17 protein-coding genes are annotated in these 16,908 nt (G+C 49.1%); 13 read left to right on the top strand and 4 right to left on the bottom strand.

Annotated features, from left to right (window positions below; translation table 11 throughout):
- From ileS to ispH, 4 genes are read left to right on the top strand one after another with little or no spacing between them, the layout of a single operon-like run.
- Positions 1-2,835, top strand: coding sequence for an isoleucine--tRNA ligase (ileS, locus tag CEW91_RS09045; protein WP_088768649.1), 2,835 nt, complete (start codon positions 1-3; stop codon positions 2,833-2,835).
- Positions 2,828-3,352, top strand: a complete 525-nt coding sequence (lspA, locus tag CEW91_RS09040) for a signal peptidase II (RefSeq protein WP_088768648.1) — start codon at positions 2,828-2,830, stop codon at positions 3,350-3,352. Before ileS ends, lspA begins: the two co-directional genes overlap by 8 nt.
- 9 nt (positions 3,353-3,361) lie before the next feature.
- Positions 3,362-3,802 carry an FKBP-type peptidyl-prolyl cis-trans isomerase gene (gene fkpB / locus CEW91_RS09035; protein ID WP_088768647.1) on the top strand — a complete coding sequence of 147 codons (441 nt, stop codon included), beginning with the start codon at positions 3,362-3,364 and terminating at the stop codon, positions 3,800-3,802.
- 31 nt (positions 3,803-3,833) lie between these two features.
- Positions 3,834-4,778 carry a 4-hydroxy-3-methylbut-2-enyl diphosphate reductase gene (gene ispH / locus CEW91_RS09030; protein ID WP_088768646.1) on the top strand — a complete coding sequence of 315 codons (945 nt, stop codon included), beginning with the start codon at positions 3,834-3,836 and terminating at the stop codon, positions 4,776-4,778.
- A gap of 1 nt (position 4,779) precedes the next feature.
- On the opposite strand, the gene CEW91_RS09025 is transcribed toward ispH, so the two are convergent.
- From CEW91_RS09025 to CEW91_RS09010, 4 genes are read right to left on the bottom strand one after another with little or no spacing between them, the layout of a single operon-like run.
- Positions 4,780-5,124 carry a PulJ/GspJ family protein gene (locus tag CEW91_RS09025; RefSeq protein ID WP_088768645.1) on the bottom strand — a complete coding sequence of 115 codons (345 nt, stop codon included), beginning with the start codon at positions 5,122-5,124 and terminating at the stop codon, positions 4,780-4,782.
- Positions 5,105-5,299 carry a Type II secretion pathway-like protein gene (locus tag CEW91_RS09020; protein WP_088769395.1) on the bottom strand — a complete coding sequence of 65 codons (195 nt, stop codon included), beginning with the start codon at positions 5,297-5,299 and terminating at the stop codon, positions 5,105-5,107. The genes CEW91_RS09025 and CEW91_RS09020 overlap by 20 nt, the downstream gene beginning before the upstream one ends.
- Positions 5,300-5,317: 18 nt before the next feature.
- Entirely contained in the window at positions 5,318-5,842 is a 525-nt protein-coding gene (locus tag CEW91_RS09015; RefSeq protein WP_088768644.1) for a PulJ/GspJ family protein, read from the bottom strand.
- Positions 5,836-6,252, bottom strand: coding sequence for a prepilin-type N-terminal cleavage/methylation domain-containing protein (locus tag CEW91_RS09010; protein WP_232506948.1), 417 nt, complete (start codon positions 6,250-6,252; stop codon positions 5,836-5,838). Before CEW91_RS09010 ends, CEW91_RS09015 begins: the two co-directional genes overlap by 7 nt.
- A gap of 157 nt (positions 6,253-6,409) precedes the next feature.
- On the opposite strand from CEW91_RS09010, the gene flhA reads away from it, so the two are divergent.
- From flhA to CEW91_RS08965, 9 genes are read left to right on the top strand one after another with little or no spacing between them, the layout of a single operon-like run.
- Entirely contained in the window at positions 6,410-8,557 is a 2,148-nt protein-coding gene (gene flhA / locus CEW91_RS09005) for a flagellar biosynthesis protein FlhA (protein ID WP_088768643.1), read from the top strand.
- A 17-nt stretch (positions 8,558-8,574) separates the two neighbouring features.
- A complete protein-coding gene (flhF, locus tag CEW91_RS09000) occupies positions 8,575-9,942 on the top strand; it encodes a flagellar biosynthesis protein FlhF (RefSeq protein ID WP_088768642.1) in 1,368 nt (455 codons plus the stop codon).
- Positions 9,943-9,998: 56 nt separating this feature from the next.
- Positions 9,999-10,871: a MinD/ParA family protein gene (locus tag CEW91_RS08995; protein WP_053952947.1), complete on the top strand. Its 873-nt coding sequence runs from the start codon at positions 9,999-10,001 to the stop codon at positions 10,869-10,871.
- Positions 10,864-11,589 carry an RNA polymerase sigma factor FliA gene (locus CEW91_RS08990; RefSeq protein WP_088768641.1) on the top strand — a complete coding sequence of 242 codons (726 nt, stop codon included), beginning with the start codon at positions 10,864-10,866 and terminating at the stop codon, positions 11,587-11,589. The genes CEW91_RS08995 and CEW91_RS08990 overlap by 8 nt, the downstream gene beginning before the upstream one ends.
- Before the next feature lie 36 nt (positions 11,590-11,625).
- On the top strand, positions 11,626-12,009 hold the full coding sequence (cheY, locus tag CEW91_RS08985) for a chemotaxis response regulator CheY (RefSeq protein WP_053953012.1): 384 nt from the start codon (positions 11,626-11,628) through the stop codon (positions 12,007-12,009).
- Between the two features lie 13 nt (positions 12,010-12,022).
- Complete coding sequence (locus CEW91_RS08980; RefSeq protein WP_088768640.1) at positions 12,023-12,772, top strand: protein phosphatase CheZ; 750 nt, start codon at positions 12,023-12,025, stop codon at positions 12,770-12,772.
- A gap of 13 nt (positions 12,773-12,785) precedes the next feature.
- Positions 12,786-14,942 (top strand): chemotaxis protein CheA, encoded by a 2,157-nt coding sequence (locus tag CEW91_RS08975; protein WP_088768639.1) that lies wholly within the window; start codon positions 12,786-12,788, stop codon positions 14,940-14,942.
- A gap of 15 nt (positions 14,943-14,957) precedes the next feature.
- Positions 14,958-16,118 (top strand): protein-glutamate methylesterase/protein-glutamine glutaminase, encoded by a 1,161-nt coding sequence (locus tag CEW91_RS08970; protein WP_088768638.1) that lies wholly within the window; start codon positions 14,958-14,960, stop codon positions 16,116-16,118.
- A gap of 12 nt (positions 16,119-16,130) precedes the next feature.
- Positions 16,131-16,907 (top strand): ParA family protein, encoded by a 777-nt coding sequence (locus CEW91_RS08965; RefSeq protein WP_088768637.1) that lies wholly within the window; start codon positions 16,131-16,133, stop codon positions 16,905-16,907.
- Position 16,908: the final 1 nt, after the last annotated feature.

Raw genomic sequence — 16,908 nt, 5'->3', positions numbered from 1 at the left:
ATGAGTGATTACAAACACACCTTAAACTTGCCGGAAACAGCGTTTCCAATGCGCGGCAACTTGGCTCAACGCGAGCCTAAAATGCTGGAGCAATGGTATGAAGATGACCTCTACGGTCAAATTCGTGAAGCCAAGAGCGGCAAGCCGAAATTTATTTTGCACGATGGTCCTCCGTATGCAAACGGGCAAATTCACATTGGTCACGCCGTAAATAAAATTCTGAAAGACGTTATTGTTAAAGCGAAAACATTAAGCGACTTTGACGCGCCGTATGTGCCTGGCTGGGACTGCCACGGATTACCTATTGAACTACAGGTTGAGAAAAAGCACGGTAAACCGGGTAAAAAGCTCGACTTAGCTCAGTTTCGTGAAAAATGCCGTGAATACGCGCAAACCCAGATTGACCAACAGCGTACTGACTTCAAACGTCTGGGCGTACTAGGTGACTGGGACAAGCCGTACCTGACCATGAACTTTAAGCAGGAAGCGGACAGCGTACGTGCATTGGCCAAAATTATTGATAAAGGGCATTTGCATCAAGGCTTTAAGCCGGTGCATTGGTGTACAGATTGTGGTTCAGCATTGGCTGAAGCGGAAGTTGAGTACAAAGACAAGAAATCACCAGCCATTGATGTTCGCATGCCAGCTGCGGCAACAGCTGAAACCGTTGATCGCTTTAGCACGCCAGAGGGGCATGTGGGTGAAGGCGATGTCAGCATGGTTATCTGGACGACCACGCCGTGGACCATTCCGGCAAACCGTGCGGTAACTTTGGCCGAAGGCCTTGAGTACACGCTAGTGCAAATTGAAGCCGACGGCGAACAGCCGGCAGAGCGCGTCATTTTAGCTGACGACCTGGTCACGGACTGCATGGAGCGCTGGAACATTGCGCATTACCATAAGCTTGGCTTCTGCAAGGGCAAAGACTTAGAAGGGCTGCAGCTACAGCACCCATTGTTTGACCTGCAAGTGCCGGTGATTTTAGGCGATCACGTTACAACGGAAAGTGGTACAGGCTGTGTACACACCGCACCGGGTCACGGTGTTGATGACTTTTTAGTGGGTCAGAGATACGGACTGGAAGTCTACAATCCGGTGGGCGATAACGGTGTGTATAAAGACGATACGCCATTATTTGCTGGTCAGCATGTCTTCAAAGCGAACGAGCCTATCGTGGATAAGCTGCGCGAAGTTGGCAACCTGATGCATGCCGAGAGTTACAACCACTCGTACCCGCATTGCTGGCGCCATAAGACGCCGATTATTTTCCGCGCGACGCCGCAGTGGTTTATTAGCATGGACAAGAAAGGCTTGCGTGCCGGCGCTTTAGAACAAATTAAGAAAGTGGGCTGGTTCCCTGAGTGGGGGCAAAGTCGCATTGAGTCAATGGTTGAAGGGCGTCCGGACTGGTGTATTTCGCGTCAGCGTACCTGGGGTAATCCAATTGCCGTATTCGTTAACCGCGAAACCGATGAACTGCATCCAAATACGCTGGAGCTGATGGAAAAAGTCGCACAGCTGATTGAAAAAGAGGGTGTTCAGGCGTGGTTCGATTTAGAGCCAGAGACGTTGTTAGGCGATGAAGCGGATCAATACCGTAAAGTTACTGACACGTTGGACGTTTGGTTCGACTCAGGCGTCACGCACCACTGTGTACTCCGCGAGTTTGATGGCTTGCAATGGCCGGCGGATTTGTACCTGGAAGGATCGGATCAGCACCGTGGCTGGTTCCAGAGCTCATTGGTGACAGGCGTCGCCATGTATGACGAAGCGCCATACCATCAAGTTCTGACACACGGCTTTACCGTTGATGCGCAAGGCCGCAAGATGTCGAAGTCAGTGGGCAACGTGGTTGCGCCTCAGGACGTGATGAACAAGCTGGGTGGCGATATTCTGCGCCTGTGGGTCGCCTCGGCTGACTACTCGGGTGAAATGACGGTATCGGATGAAATTTTGAAGCGCTCTGCTGATGCGTACCGCCGTATTCGTAACACGTCGCGCTTCTTGTTAGCGAACTTAAGTGGCTTCGACCCGAAAAAAGATACCGTTGCCATGGACGACATGGTCGAGCTGGATCGCTGGATTGTCGGTCGGGCTGCAGATTTGCAGAAACAATTACTGGAAGCTTATGACAGTTATCAGTTCCACAGCGTAGTGCAAAAATTAATGCACTTCTGTTCAATTGAGCTGGGCAGTTTTTATCTGGATATCATTAAAGACCGCCAGTACACGGCTAAATCTGATGGATTGGCGCGTCGTTCATGTCAGACCGCACTGCATCATATCGCCGAAGCGTTGGTTCGCTGGATGGCCCCAATTTGCAGCTTTACGGCTCAGGAAATTTGGGGCTTATTGCCGGGCGAGCGTGGCGAGTATGTCTTTACCGAAAGCTGGTATGAAGGCTTTAGCGAGTTTGCCGGTGTGAGTGACACCGAAAACGAATTTTGGATGCAGCTGCTGGACGTACGTGACACCGTTAACCAAGCGCTGGAGCAGTCGCGTCGTGACGATGTGATTGGCGGCTCGCTGCAGGCAGAAGTAACCTTATATGCCGATGATAAGCTGGCGACCTCTCTGAACCGTTTAGGTGAAGAGCTGCGTTTTGCATTGCTGACCTCTGAAGCTCGTGTTGACGCACTGGATAACGCTCCAGCTAACGCGGTTAAAGCGGAGAAGTTGGCGCTTGCGGTGGAAGTGAAGCAAAGTGCTTATAAAAAATGTGAGCGCTGCTGGCATCATCGTGAAGAAGTAGGCACTTTGCCAGAGCACGACGATTTGTGTCAGCGCTGTGTGACTAATATTGATGGTGAAGGTGAGGAGCGTCGTTTTGCCTGATTTTGCACACTCAAAAAGAGCCACTGGCTTACGCTTTTTGTGGCTGACGCTGTTGCTGTTCGTGATCGATCAAGTCACCAAAATTTGGGTGGCTGGTGAGTTCGAGCTGTATGAAAGTCGCGTGGTCATAGAGGGCTTGTTCAACTTCACCTATGTCCATAACTACGGTGCTGCATTTAGCTTTTTAAGTGACAGTGGCGGCTGGCAGCGTTGGCTGTTTACGGCTATCGCGATTGCCATTAGTGTGGTGCTGCTTATTTGGATGCGCCGTAACCCAGTTGGATTGTGGCGCCAAAACCTGGCTTTTGCGCTCATTCTAGCCGGAGCGATAGGCAACGTTGCTGATCGCTTGATGTACGGTTATGTCATCGACTTTTTCGATGTGCATTATCAAGGGTGGCACTGGCCAGCGTTTAACGTTGCTGATATGGCAATAACGATAGGCGCTGCTTTGATGCTGCTGGAAGCCTTTTTTGATAACCGTCGTGACAAATTAGACGGCGGTGACAAGTCGTAGGGGTACGTTTTGAGTCGTTTACCAATTGAGCATGGTCGCGAAGTGGTCATGCACTTTACCATTAAGCTGACCGACGGGTCGGTTGCAGACAGTACGAAAATGTCGGGTAAACCGGCCAAGTTCCGTATGGGCGACGGTAGCTTAACGGAAAGTTTTGAAGCCTGTTTAGTAGGGCTTCGTGAAGGCGCTGAGCGTGAATTCACGTTGGAGCCTAAGGACGCTTTTGGAGAGCCGAACCCGGACAACTATTACTACGTTGATTCGGCTAAGTTTAGTGATGACACTAAGCCAGAGGTTGGCGCTATTTTAGCCTTTACCCAGCCGGATGGAACGGATTTACCGGGAATTGTTCGAAAAATTGAAGGTCCAACAGTGACTATCGATTTTAATCACCCGCTGGCAGGCCAGACGGTGATTTTTGAAGTAGAAATTATCAGCGTTGAGCCGTAACTGACGGAGTCGGTTGAACGCAGGAGGAACTATGCAAATTTTGTTGGCGAACCCACGTGGCTTTTGTGCAGGTGTTGATAGAGCCATAACCATTGTTGAGCGTGCTTTAGAGATTTTTGAGCCGCCAATTTATGTGCGTCATGAGGTGGTTCACAACAAATACGTCGTCAATAAACTACGTGACGCAGGCGCTATTTTTGTTGAAGAGCTGCATGAGGTGCCAGACGATCATATCGTGATTTTCAGTGCTCACGGCGTTTCTCAGGCGGTGCGTCAGGAAGCCAAGGATCGCGGCTTGAAAGTGTTTGATGCTACATGTCCTCTGGTAACCAAAGTACATATGGAAGTCACCCGTGCCAGCCGCAAAGGTCACGAGTGTGTGCTCATTGGCCATGCCGGTCACCCGGAAGTTGAAGGCACAATGGGCCAGTATAAAAATGAAAACGGCGGTATTTATCTGGTTGAGTCGCCGGAAGATGTTGAAAAGCTGGAAGTGAAAGACCCGAAAAACCTTCATTACATGAGCCAAACAACGTTGTCGGTTGATGACACCGCTGATGTTATTGAAGCCCTGCGTCAAAAGTTTCCTGATATTAACGGCCCTCGTAAAGACGACATTTGCTATGCCACCCAAAACCGTCAGGATGCTGTGCGTGAGCTGGCCAGTGACGCGGATATAATGCTGGTCGTCGGTGCTCGTAATAGCTCGAACTCAAACCGCTTGCGTGAGCTGTCAGAAAAGATGGGCACACCGGCTTATTTAATTGATGATGCCAGCTGTATTGATAAGTCATGGCTCGAAGGCAAAGAGAAAGTCGCTGTCACAGCCGGCGCTTCAGCACCTGAAGTATTGGTGCAGGAAGTTATTGCCAAGTTGCAGTCCTGGGGTGGTAAAACCGCAGTAGAGCTCAGCGGTCGCGAAGAAAACATCACTTTCTCTATTCCACCAGAGTTAAGACCTCATCCAGCGGCTTAGTTTATCGAGACAACCAGATTTCTAACGAGTAAGAGCTATCTTCGCCCCAGGTTACTTTGGTATTAACTGAAACATTGCTGTCGTCTATTGGGTTAATAATGGAACTGATAAGAAATCTGTTAACCTTGGCTTCAGGTGGAGGAGGGTAGCCATTTCCCCAAGCAGCATGAGCGTCTTGTATATAAGTATTTAAAACCTCAACAGCCTGAGCTTTTCGTTCAGCTCTCTTAATAGCAGCCAACCCAATCTGCAGCAGTTGCTGGCTGCTTACAGCCCACATCGCCACAAGTGCGGAAGCGACTAATGTCTCAACCAGTGAAAAGCCTTTACTGCTGAGCAGACTCATAAAGCGCCTTTTGTTGGTTAAAGTCAGCCGTAAGTTGTTCAGAAAGCACTTGCCATTGGTGCGCTTGTTGAGCCTCCAGCATTTGTGCATAAAACATCAGAGCAGCCAAGCTTGCGGAGCTCAGGCTTATGAGTGTGACTAACGTCAGTATCAACGCGAATCCTTTCGCTTTCATAATGAACATCCATTTCTGTTACTGAGGGAAAACGGTAATGGTCCGATTAAATTGTTGTTCCTGAACGCCTTGGGGTGTCTCTCGCGAAATCAACAATGTAATAAACAGCTTTGAGCTGTTTTCTGAATTTAAGGAGGCATCAGCTTCAATCCGTAATTCCTTAACGTAAAATTGCGCTCTATCGGTTAACGACTGCCAACCATAACCCGCGCAGTCCAGCGTCATCGGGTTATGCTGTAACTGGTAATCTCTAACCCGAAAACCGACAGAGCCTCCGTTTTGTGTCGGAAAGACATAGCAACCACGCTCTGGGTTTTGCGTGTCTTCAACCACCGAATTGCTTAAACTGCTAAAAAACTCCTCTGCAACCGCTTGCCCGTTCAACGTAAACCGTGCCTTTGAAACGTAGCTATGTTGAGCGCCTTTCTGCCATTGCAATAACTGTTGCGCGGTCATGACAATAATGGCTCCGAGTGACGCTGCTACAAGCACCTCAATTAAGCTGTATCCATTAATTTTTTCAGCACTCTTTTTGTTTAGCATAAGGGCAAACCCGGCAAAGCCGACCCATGACTGATACACGAGCGAATTCGACCCTTGCTGCTAATAATGACTTTCACGGTATTACTTTCGTTCATTATGCGAATATGCCCGGGCGCAGCAACGGCAGAATAGCCGAAAAATATCAACGGACTTGTTGAGTCATAGGTCGATTCCGTTGCCAGCTCAAACACCTTTGAACGCCCCTCGAGAGGAACCAGGTCCGCAGTCATACTAGCCTCTGCTCTTCGCGTTTTTGCTTTGACTTGGTTCAAATACGACAACCAGCGAGAACTTGCCTGCTGCAGTAATAAACTTTCGGTCTGCTGTTTGAACAAAGGCATCGACAACGCACCTAGCCCAGCCGTTATAGCCAATGCAATCAGCAATTCAATTAAGGAGTAACCGCGCACAGAGCCCCCTGTTATTCAAAGTGCTGATAGTTTAGCGGTAGGCCAAAAAATGTCTGTAAGCTAGCTCGTACTGTATTGTCAGCAAGTATTTAAAAAGCTGGCTCGATTCTTGAATAAAACACCGCAGGTTCAACTTTTTGACGCAACAGGAAGACGTATGGCGAGCGGTGCCGAAAAGTTAGTAAGTTTAAGAAATTTCACGCAAAACAATGCCCATTTAATTAAAGGCTTTGGTACGCCTTTAGCCATTATGGCTATTTTGGCGATGGTGGTTCTGCCTATTCCGGCTATGGTGCTGGATATTCTGTTTTCGTTCTCTATTACACTCTCGCTCGTGGTTATGCTGGTGGCTGTTTATACCCAACGGCCACTGGATTTCGCTGCCTTTCCAACTGTTCTGCTTATCGCCACAGTATTGCGGCTTAGCCTAAACGTGGCATCGACACGTATCGTCTTACTCGAGGGCCACAATGGACCAGGTGCTGCCGGTAGCGTCATTGAAGCCTTTGGTAGTGTTGTGATCGGCGGTAACTACACCGTTGGTTTAGTCGTTTTCGCCATTCTTGTCATCATCAACTTCGTGGTTATCACCAAGGGTGCGGGGCGTATCTCGGAAGTCACCGCTCGCTTTACGTTGGACGCCATGCCAGGTAAGCAAATGGCTATCGATGCGGACTTGAACGCGGGTCTCATTAACCAGGAAGAAGCCAAACAGCGACGCAGTGACGTCACCCGGGAAGCTGACTTCTACGGCTCGATGGACGGTGCCAGTAAGTTCGTTAAAGGCGACGCCATTGCTGGCATTCTTATACTACTTATCAACATTGTCGGCGGCCTGCTGATTGGTATGATCCAATACGGTCTGACCTTCGGCGAAGCGGTTGAAGTGTATACCTTGCTGACCATTGGTGACGGTTTGGTCGCTCAAATTCCCGCGCTGTTACTGTCTGTTGCAACCGCCATTATTATTACCCGCGAAAATGACAGCAAGGACATGGGTGACGCAGTGGTTCTGCAGTTGCTCGACAACCCGAAAGTATTGGTTATTTCCAGCTCAGTATTGTTCGCTATGGGTGTTATTCCGGGCATGCCGCATTTAGCCTTCCTGAGCATGTCGGCGGTTCTGGCTGGCGCGGCGTATTTCAAACTGAAAAAGAACAAGGTCGAGAAGGGCGAACTGGTTGAAAAAGAACAAGAGCAGCAAGTTCAACAAGCACAACAAAAAGAATTGTCCTGGGACGATGTACGCCATGTTGACACCATTGGTCTGGAAGTGGGGTATCGACTTATTCCTCTGGTAGACAAACAGCAGGGCGGCGAACTCCTATCTCGCATTAAAGGGGTGCGTAAGAAGCAGTCGCAGGAATTCGGCTTCTTGGTACCCGCGGTGCATATTCGGGATAACCTCGACTTAGGGCCGAACAGTTACCGAATTACCCTAATGGGTGTGACCATGGGTGAAGCAGAAATTCGCCATGACTGGGAGCTGGCTATTAACCCGGGTCAGGTCTTCGGGGAACTTGAAGGTGAAAAAACCACGGATCCGGCGTTCGGTCTGGACGCAGTATGGATACGCCCGGAGCAAAAAGAGCACGCGCAAACCTTAGGTTATACCGTGGTGGATGCTGCAACGGTAGTGGCCACTCACTTAAGTCAAATTGTCACGAATCACGCATCGCAGTTACTTGGTCATGAAGAAGCACAGGAGCTGTTGGATCGCCTGGGTCGCACGCATCCGAAATTGGTGGAAGGACTTATTCCTGACTTATTGTCACTGGGTAACTTTGTCAAAGTGCTGCAGAACTTGCTGGATGAAGGCATTGCTATACGCGATATGCGAACCATTGTACAAACCTTGGTTGAGTACGCCGGACGCAGTCAGGATCCGGATGTATTAACGGCTGCCGTACGAATTTCTCTGCGCCGTTTGATTGTTCAGGATATCTCAGAAGGCGAAACCGAACTGCCTGTCATAACTTTGGCGCCAGAGTTGGAACAGATGTTGCATCAGTCACTGCAGATGGCTGGTAACGACGGAAATCAGCAAGGTGCAGGCATTGAACCAGGTTTAGCCGAACGCTTGCAACAGTCGTTACGCGAAACGCATCAGCAGCAGGAAATGAACGGAGAACCGTCTGTGTTGCTGACATCCGGGCTACTACGCTCAACCATGGCGCGATTTGCGCGCCACGCTACCGATGGTATGCGAGTGTTGTCGTATCAGGAAATTCCGGATGACAAACAAATTCGCATTGTCAGCTCAATTGGTGGACAACAAAACAGTGGTGAACAAACCGCTACCTAAGACAACGGGAGTCGCTTGTGAAAATTAAACGCTTTTTTGCAGAGGATATGCGTCGAGGCTTACAGCAGGTTAAAGAAACCTTAGGCGCTGATGCGATTATTCTATCCAATAAAAAGGTGAATGGTGGTATTGAATTAGTGGCGGCTGTTGACCCGGACGCACGAGCACCAGAAGCGGCTCCAGAGATGGCAGCGCACTCAACGGCAACACAGCAGCCTGCAGAGCAAGAATCGGAAGCGCCGGCTCAATCGTTGGCTGAATTGCTACAGCGTCAAAATGCCGCGCCTTCGTCAGTGTCTTCGCAAGCGGCAGAACAAATGACCGGTCAACCTGAAACGGCAGCAAAGCACGACGCTTATCACCAAATGGCGCATCAGGCAGCATCGGCTCAACAAGAGCCTTCACAAGCGGATGTCTTTCCTGAGCAAGTGAATGCGCCGGACAGCAATGACTCGGAAGCAATCGCAGAGCTGCGCTCACAAGTGAACGGTATTCGCCAGTTGTTAGAGCACCAGTTAAGCGGTCTCATGAAGCAAGAGATGGATCGCGAAGAGCCAGTGCGCGCTATGTTGATGCAACGCCTTATGACGATGGGGTTGAGTGAACGCATCGCGGATCAGATTGCTTGTTTTATTCCTGAAAGCAGCTCAGACGAGGATGCCTGGGAGCAAACCATGCATCTGTTAGAAGGTCAGTTGAATACCACCAATGACGATATTTTGACACGCGGCGGTGCAGTGGCACTCGTTGGTCCTACCGGCGTTGGTAAAACTACGACCATTGCTAAGCTGGCGGCCCGTTACGCTCAGCGCCATGGCTCTGACAAAGTCGCTTTAATTACCACCGACACCTTCCGAATTGGTGCCAGTGAACAATTACAGACTTACGGACGTATTATTGGCTGTCCGGTAAAAGTGGCAAAAGATGCAAAAGAGCTAGCGGACTCATTACTGTCGCTACGTGATAAGAGCCTGATTTTAATTGATACGGCAGGTATGGGGCAGCGCGACAAGCGCTTAAGCGAGCAACTTGGCCAATTAATACAAAATACCCGTCTGAGAATTCGACCTTACCTGGTATTGTCGGCAACCTCACAAAGCCAGGTGTTAAATGACGCCGTTAAACAATTCAAAACACTACCTTTGTCGGGTTGCATTTTTACCAAACTGGACGAATGCTTAAGTTTAGGAGAAAGTATCAGTGTGGCAATTGAGTACGGTCTGCCGGTTGGTTATGTCACCAACGGTCAGCAAGTACCGGAAGACATTAAAGTTGCTGATGCAAATTACCTGGTATCTGAAGCCGAGCGGTTAATGGACAAAAGCATTTGTTCCTCGGTATCAGACGTGCCAAAATCGTACTGGAATGCGGCGTTTTCTCGCTGAGTGAGCCGTTATACAATGACGCTGTTGTCGAAGATGTAAAATAAGAGATACGCCCGATGGATCAAGCAAGCGGTCTGCGAAGAATGAAACAGTCAAAAGTAAAAGTCATAGCCGTCACAGGTGGTAAAGGTGGCGTGGGTAAAACTAACGTCTCACTGAATATGGCCATTGCTATGGCGAAGCAGGGAAAACGAGTACTGGTACTTGATGCCGACCTTGGCTTGGCTAATGTCGACGTCATGCTGGGCTTGCGTGTTGAGCGCAACCTGTCTCATGTACTGAGCGGCCAATGCGAACTGGAAGATATTTTAATTGAAGGGCCGGGGGGCATAAAAATCGTGCCGGCGACTTCAGGAACCCGCTCTATGGTTGACTTGAGTGAGTCAGAGCACGCCGGTCTTATTCGGGCGTTTAGTCAACTGCAGGGAAATTACGACGTGCTTATTGTGGATACGGCAGCGGGTATCGGAAACACAGTGGTCAGCTTTGCCCGAGCTTCCCAGGATGTTCTTGTTGTTGTCTGCGATGAACCCACTTCAATCACCGATGCTTACGCACTCATAAAAGTGCTAAGTCGTGAACAAGGACTGTTTAAATTCAAAGTCGTTGCCAACATGGTGCGTAATATGCGTGAAGGGCAAGTATTGTTTAATAAGTTGACTAAGGTCACGGATCGTTTTCTCGATGTGGCATTAGAGTTAGCAGCGATAGTTCCTCACGACGAGAATTTGCGGTTGGCCGTTAGAAAACAACAGCCAATGGTGTTGGCGTACCCTAAATCGCCAGCGTCACTGGCGTTTAAAGCATTAGCGAAGAAAGCTCTGGACTGGCCAATTCCTGCTCAGGCAGGAGGGCATTTAGAATTTTTCCTTGAGCAATTGATAACTTCTGCCGATAACGGGAGTAAGCGGGATGTTGCCAATGAATAAAGCTGCCGCTTATGCCGCCACAGCCGACAACCGTAACGCTATTATTGAACAGCATACGGGGCTGGTTAAGCGCATTGCGCATCACATGATGGCGAGACTACCTGCCAGTGTGCAAGTCGATGACTTAATTCAAGCGGGCATGATAGGCTTATTAGAAGCGGCGCGGAATTTTGATAACAGCAAAGGCGCCAGTTTTGAAACCTTTGCCGGAATACGTATTCGTGGCGCTATGTTGGATGAAATTCGACGTGGTGATTGGGCTCCGCGCTCAGTACACAGAAATCATCGGCGTGTGTTAGAAGCCATACGACAGGTCGAAAATGACACCGGCCGTGATGCAAAAGACACCGAAGTCGCTAGCAAGTTGGGCATTGGGTTGGATGAGTACCACGCTATTTTGCGTGATGTTAGTTCAGGGCGAATCATCGGTATTGAAGATTTAGGCGTTTCTGAAGATGCGATTATACCGGAGCAAGTGACGGGTTCGGCGTATGAGCCACAGCGCGATGTCGAAAATGCAGCGTTTCATAAAGCCCTGGTATCGACAATTTCTTCGTTACCAGAGCGTGAAGCTTTAGTGCTTTCATTGTATTATGATGAAGAATTGAATTTAAAAGAGATAGGTGAAGTGCTGAGCGTGAGTGAGTCTCGCGTTAGTCAAATTCACAGTCAGGCAATGGTGCGGCTCAAGTCGCGAATGCAGAATTGGGTTGAATAATTTTGGTGGTAATCGAGAGCCTCAGTGGAGGGTGCTTTGGATAAAAATATGAAAATTCTTGTTGTGGATGACTTTTCTACAATGAGACGAATCATTAAGAACTTACTTCGTGACCTTGGTTTTACGAATATTCAGGAAGCCGATGACGGCAACACGGCTCTGCCTATGTTGCAAAACGGCGATTTTGACTTTGTCGTGACCGACTGGAACATGCCGGGCATGCAAGGTATCGATCTACTGAAAGAAATTCGTAAGGACGATAATCTGTCGCACTTGCCGGTACTCATGGTAACGGCGGAAGCGAAACGCGAACAAATCATTGCTGCAGCGCAGGCAGGTGTTAATGGCTACATCGTAAAACCATTCACCGCTGTGACGTTAAAAGAAAAGCTCGACAAGATTTTCGAACGCATTAGCTAAAAGGGCTATTACCATGTCTGATAAAGCCCATGATATTTCCCTCGAGCAGGCTCAAGAACTTGTGTCTTTGCTCGAAGAGGGAAAGCAGCAACAAGCCAACCAACTTCTGGAAGACGTATACAATCGTCGCAACGACAAACTGTTTACTTCAGTGGGTCAGCTGACGCGTGACCTCCACGAAGCATTGCAGGACTTCCAACTGGACCCTCGCATTGTGCAGATGACAGAAGATGATCTTCCTGATGCACAAAACCGTTTACAGTACGTTATTCAAAAAACAGAAGATGCCGCAAATCGAACAATGGATGCGGTAGAGGCGTGTTTGCCGATGGCTGACGACATGCACCAGCGCGTTGAAAGTGTCATGCCGGTCTGGAATCGGTTGATGAGCAACGATATTGAGATAAATGAATTCAAGTCTTTGTGCCATCAGGTCGATGATGTACTTAAGCGCTGTGGTGAAAATATGCCGCAAGTGCATGGCCTTATGACCGAAGTACTTATGGCTCAGGATTATCAGGATATTACTGGGCAGGTCATTCGACGGGTTATTCAACTGGTTGAAGACGTCGAGAAGAATCTCATTGAACTGTTAAAAATATTCGGCAAAGAAGAAGCTCGAAGAGAAGCTGAAAAAACCGAATCTTCAAAGCAGAAAAGTGCCAGTGAGGCGGAAGGGCCAATTATTGATGCCGATAAACGTGATGACGTTGTTGGTGGGCAAGACGAAGTGGACGACTTACTGTCCAGTTTAGGTTTCTAGGAGCATCAGTCGCATGAGCTTTGATATGGATGAAGACATACTGCAGGACTTTTTGATCGAGGCGGGAGAGATCCTCGAGCAGCTGTCTGAGCAGTTAGTTGAGCTAGAAAACGACCCAGAAAACAAAGATTTATTAAACGCGATTTTCCGTGGTTTTCATACCGTGAAAGGCGGCGCAGGTTTTCTGTCGCTCACTGCCTTAGTGGATACCTGCCACGGTGCTGAAAACGTGTTTGATACTTTGCGTAATGGTCAGCGCACGGTTACGTCAGACTTAATGGACGTGATTCTTCAAGCGCTGGATACTATCAATGCTCAGTTTGCACAGGTGCAAGCTCGTGAAGACATTAGCCCTGCCGATGACAAATTACTCGAGCTACTGCACAAGCTCAGTCAGCCGGAGTCTGAAGACGAGGCGCCTATTGAAGCGCCGTCTAAAGAAGCTGAGCCGGAACCTGAGCCAGAGCCGGAAGCACCTAAAGAAGAAGCAACTGAAAGCTCAGGTGATGGCGGCATAGACGAAATTCAGGACGATGAATTTGAAGCCTTACTTGATGAGCTGCACGGTGAGGGCAAAGGCCCAGGTGTTGGCAAATCAGATCAGAAAGCCGATGCCCCTAAAGCCGCGGCTGATAATGACAACGATGAAATTACCGATGATGAATTTGAGTCGTTGCTAGATGAGCTCCATGGTTCAGGAAAGGCGCCTAAAAGCGCAGAGAAGAAACAGGAAGAGCCGGCCGACAGTGACGAAATCACCGATGATGAGTTTGAGTCCCTGTTAGATGAACTGCATGGTTCTGGCAAGGCACCGACGAAGAGTGTGGATAACGGCAAAGACGAAAAGCCAAAAGAGACGCCTAAGCCAGAGAAAAAAGCGGCGCCAAAACCAGAGCCAAAAGCCAAACCAGCTCCTAAACCAGCTGCAAAAGAAGACAAGCCTAAAGCTGCAGAGAAACCGGCTGACAAGAAGCCGGCAGCACCACAGCAACCGGCTGCGGAAACCACGGTTCGAGTCGATACCAAACGTTTGGACGACATTATGAACATGGTTGGTGAGCTTGTTTTGGTGCGCAACCGTTTATTGAGTCTGAGCAATTCGGACGACTCTGATAACGACGAAATGGGCAAAGCCATTTCAAACCTGGATGTTGTCACTGGCGACTTACAGGGCGCCGTCATGAAAACCCGTATGCAGCCAATTAAGAAAGTCTTTGGTCGCTTCCCTCGGGTAGTTCGTGACTTAGCACGCAGCCTGAAAAAAGAAATTAACTTAGAAATGTTCGGCGAAGACACCGACTTGGATAAAAACCTCGTTGAAGCGTTGGCTGATCCGCTGGTTCACTTAGTGCGCAACTCGGTTGACCACGGTATTGAAATGCCGGACGTTCGTGAGGCCAACGGTAAGCCAAGGGCGGGTACGGTGACGCTGTCCGCCTCTCAGGAAGGTGACCATATTATGCTGTCGATTAAAGACGACGGCGCGGGTATGGACGCTGAAAAGCTTAAAGGCATTGCCATCAATAAAGGTATTTTAGATGCCGACGCAGCAGCACGCTTAAGCGACGAAGACGCTTACAACCTGATTTTTGCGGCTGGTTTTTCGACCAAAGAGCAAGTGTCTGATATTTCGGGCCGTGGCGTCGGAATGGACGTAGTAAAGACCAAAATCAGCCAGCTAAATGGTAGTGTCAAAATTCAGTCAGAGCTGGGTAAAGGTACTGAGTTACTGATTAAAGTGCCGTTAACCTTAGCTATTTTGCCGACCCTGATGGTGGCAGTGAAAGAGCAGACGTTTGCGTTGCCACTGGCGGTTGTCAGCGAAATTATCGATTTGGATATGAAGCGCACCAATACAGTCGATGGTCAGTTAACACTGATTGTACGTGACCGTGCGATACCGTTGTTCTTCCTCGAGCATTGGCTGGTGAGAAACCCAGACCGCTCAAGCCGCAATGAAAACGGTCATGTTGTGGTTGTACAGATTGGCAATCAGCAGGTTGGTTTTGTGGTCGACGCGCTTATTGGTCAGGAAGAAGTGGTTATTAAACCATTGGATAAACTGTTACAGGGCACGCCAGGTATGGCAGGTGCAACCATTACCAGTGATGGTGGTATTGCGCTGATTATTGACGTACCAAGCATGCTGAAGTATTACGCTAAACGATAACGGGACACACCGTTCATGACAGTTAAAGTTCTCGTAGTGGACGACTCGGCGTTTTTCAGACGCCGAGTAACCGAGATTCTGGAAGCACACTCAAATATTCAAGTCATTGGCTCAGCCAATAATGGCGAGGAGGCGGTAGCGCAAGCAAAAGCGTTAAAGCCTGACGTTATTACCATGGACATTGAAATGCCGGTGATGAACGGCATTGATGCGGTAAAAACCATTATGGGCAGCAACCCTTGCCCCATTTTAATGTTCTCGTCACTGACGCACGAAGGTGCAACGGCAACGCTAAATGCGTTAGAAGCTGGCGCTGCGGACTTCTTACCTAAGAAGTTTGAAGATATCGCTCGTAACCGTGATGAAGCAGTTAAAACGCTGCAAGATCGCGTACTGGCCATTGCCAAGCAACCCGCTGCCAGAACGCCGACAATAACGCGTACACCAGCAAGCCGAACCGTTGAGCCGGCTAAGCCGAAAGAGCCCGTGTCGGCGCTGGATCGTATTCGGCAACGTAATGAAGAACGGCAAAGCCAGCGTCAAGCATCGTTTCGATTAGCAGATGCCGCAGGCTCTTTAAGCATTAATCGTGCGTATCAAATTTTGGCGATTGGGACGTCAACCGGTGGTCCTGTAGCCTTGCAGAAAATACTAACGCAATTGCCAGCCAACTTTCCGTACCCCATTGTGATGGTGCAACATATGCCAGCGGCTTTTACTAAGGCTTTTTCTCAGCGCCTGGACGGATTGTGTAAGATTCGCGTGAAAGAAGCTGAAGACGGTGATGTACTCACTCCCGGCACCGCCTATTTAGCACCGGGCGGTAAGCAGTTGGTTGTAGAAGGACGCTCTGGCAGTGCCCGTTTACGGGTCAAAGAAGACACGAGTGGACGTGTTACCTACAAACCGAGCGTTGATTTGACCTTTGCCAGCTTATCAAAAGTGTATATGGGCAAGGTGCTAGGCGTTATTTTGACGGGGATGGGGGCTGATGGCCGTGAAGGTTCACGTATGTTGAAACAACAAGGCGCCACTATCTGGGCTCAGGATCAGGCCAGCTGTGTTGTTTATGGCATGCCGCAAGCGGTTGCCTCAGCGGGTATTTCAACGAAGAGTATTAGTTTGGATAATATGGCGCGCTCTATCATGAAAGAAGTCGGATACAGCGGCGTTTAATAAGGTGCGTATATGATTGTTTGGACGGTAGCTAACCAGAAAGGCGGCGTGGGGAAAACCACCACAACAGTCGCTCTGGCGGGGCTATTGGCTGAACAAGGTAAGCGAGTTTTATGTATTGACACTGACCCTCATGCTTCACTGACCTATTATTTTGGTTTTGATTCTGAAGAGCTGACTCACAGTGTTTTTGATGTATTCAGCGCTGGTAAAGACGTTAACCGCGAACTGATGCGCCAATGCATTTTGCCGACTGAGTTTGACAACCTTAATATTATGCCTGCGACCATGGCGTTAGCGACACTGGATCGAAAGCTTGGTACGCAAGGCGGAATGGGTCTGGTGTTAAAAAAAGGCTTAGCCTCTGTTGCTGATGAGTACGATTATGTGCTTATTGATGTCCCGCCGGTGCTTGGTGTGCTCATGGTGAACGCATTAGCCTGTTGTAATCGAGTGCTTATTCCGGTGCAGACGGAATTCCTGGCGTTGAAAGGTTTGGACAGAATGATGCGTACGCTTATGCTCATTCAGAAGTCACGTGGCGAAGAGCGGCCATATACTATCATTCCAACCTTGTACGACAAACGAACCAATGCGTCATTACAGACGTATAAGAAGCTTGTTGGCCGGTACGGTAAGTCGGTTTGGAACGGCATGATCCCTATCGATACCAAATTCCGCGATGCGTCGAATGAACAGACACCACCATCGCTGTATGCGCCGAAGTCGCGAGGTGTGCTGGCCTATCAATCATTGCTTATTCACTTACAACAAATGGAGCGTCGCTAAG

The organism is Idiomarina piscisalsi (genome assembly GCF_002211765.1).
Classification (GTDB): domain Bacteria; phylum Pseudomonadota; class Gammaproteobacteria; order Enterobacterales; family Alteromonadaceae; genus Idiomarina; species Idiomarina piscisalsi_A.
The sequence above is the reverse complement of the archived record's forward strand: the minus strand, read 5'-3'. Positions and strand labels throughout refer to the sequence as shown.

Excerpts from the sequence above, each read along its gene's own strand:
- flhA (WP_088768643.1), top strand. The coding sequence starts at position 6,410 with ATGGCGAGCGGTGCCGAAAAGTTAGTAAGTTTAAGAAATTTCACGCAA.
- CEW91_RS08965 (WP_088768637.1), top strand. The coding sequence starts at position 16,131 with ATGATTGTTTGGACGGTAGCTAACCAGAAAGGCGGCGTGGGGAAAACC.
- CEW91_RS08990 (WP_088768641.1), top strand. The coding sequence starts at position 10,864 with ATGAATAAAGCTGCCGCTTATGCCGCCACAGCCGACAACCGTAACGCT.
- CEW91_RS09015 (WP_088768644.1), bottom strand. The coding sequence starts at position 5,842 with ATGCTAAACAAAAAGAGTGCTGAAAAAATTAATGGATACAGCTTAATT.
- CEW91_RS08980 (WP_088768640.1), top strand. The coding sequence starts at position 12,023 with ATGTCTGATAAAGCCCATGATATTTCCCTCGAGCAGGCTCAAGAACTT.
- ileS (WP_088768649.1), top strand. The coding sequence starts at position 1 with ATGAGTGATTACAAACACACCTTAAACTTGCCGGAAACAGCGTTTCCA.
- CEW91_RS08975 (WP_088768639.1), top strand. The coding sequence starts at position 12,786 with ATGAGCTTTGATATGGATGAAGACATACTGCAGGACTTTTTGATCGAG.
- CEW91_RS09025 (WP_088768645.1), bottom strand. The coding sequence starts at position 5,124 with ATGAGTCTGCTCAGCAGTAAAGGCTTTTCACTGGTTGAGACATTAGTC.
- CEW91_RS09020 (WP_088769395.1), bottom strand. The coding sequence starts at position 5,299 with ATGAAAGCGAAAGGATTCGCGTTGATACTGACGTTAGTCACACTCATA.
- CEW91_RS08995 (WP_053952947.1), top strand. The coding sequence starts at position 9,999 with ATGGATCAAGCAAGCGGTCTGCGAAGAATGAAACAGTCAAAAGTAAAA.
- ispH (WP_088768646.1), top strand. The coding sequence starts at position 3,834 with ATGCAAATTTTGTTGGCGAACCCACGTGGCTTTTGTGCAGGTGTTGAT.
- CEW91_RS08970 (WP_088768638.1), top strand. The coding sequence starts at position 14,958 with ATGACAGTTAAAGTTCTCGTAGTGGACGACTCGGCGTTTTTCAGACGC.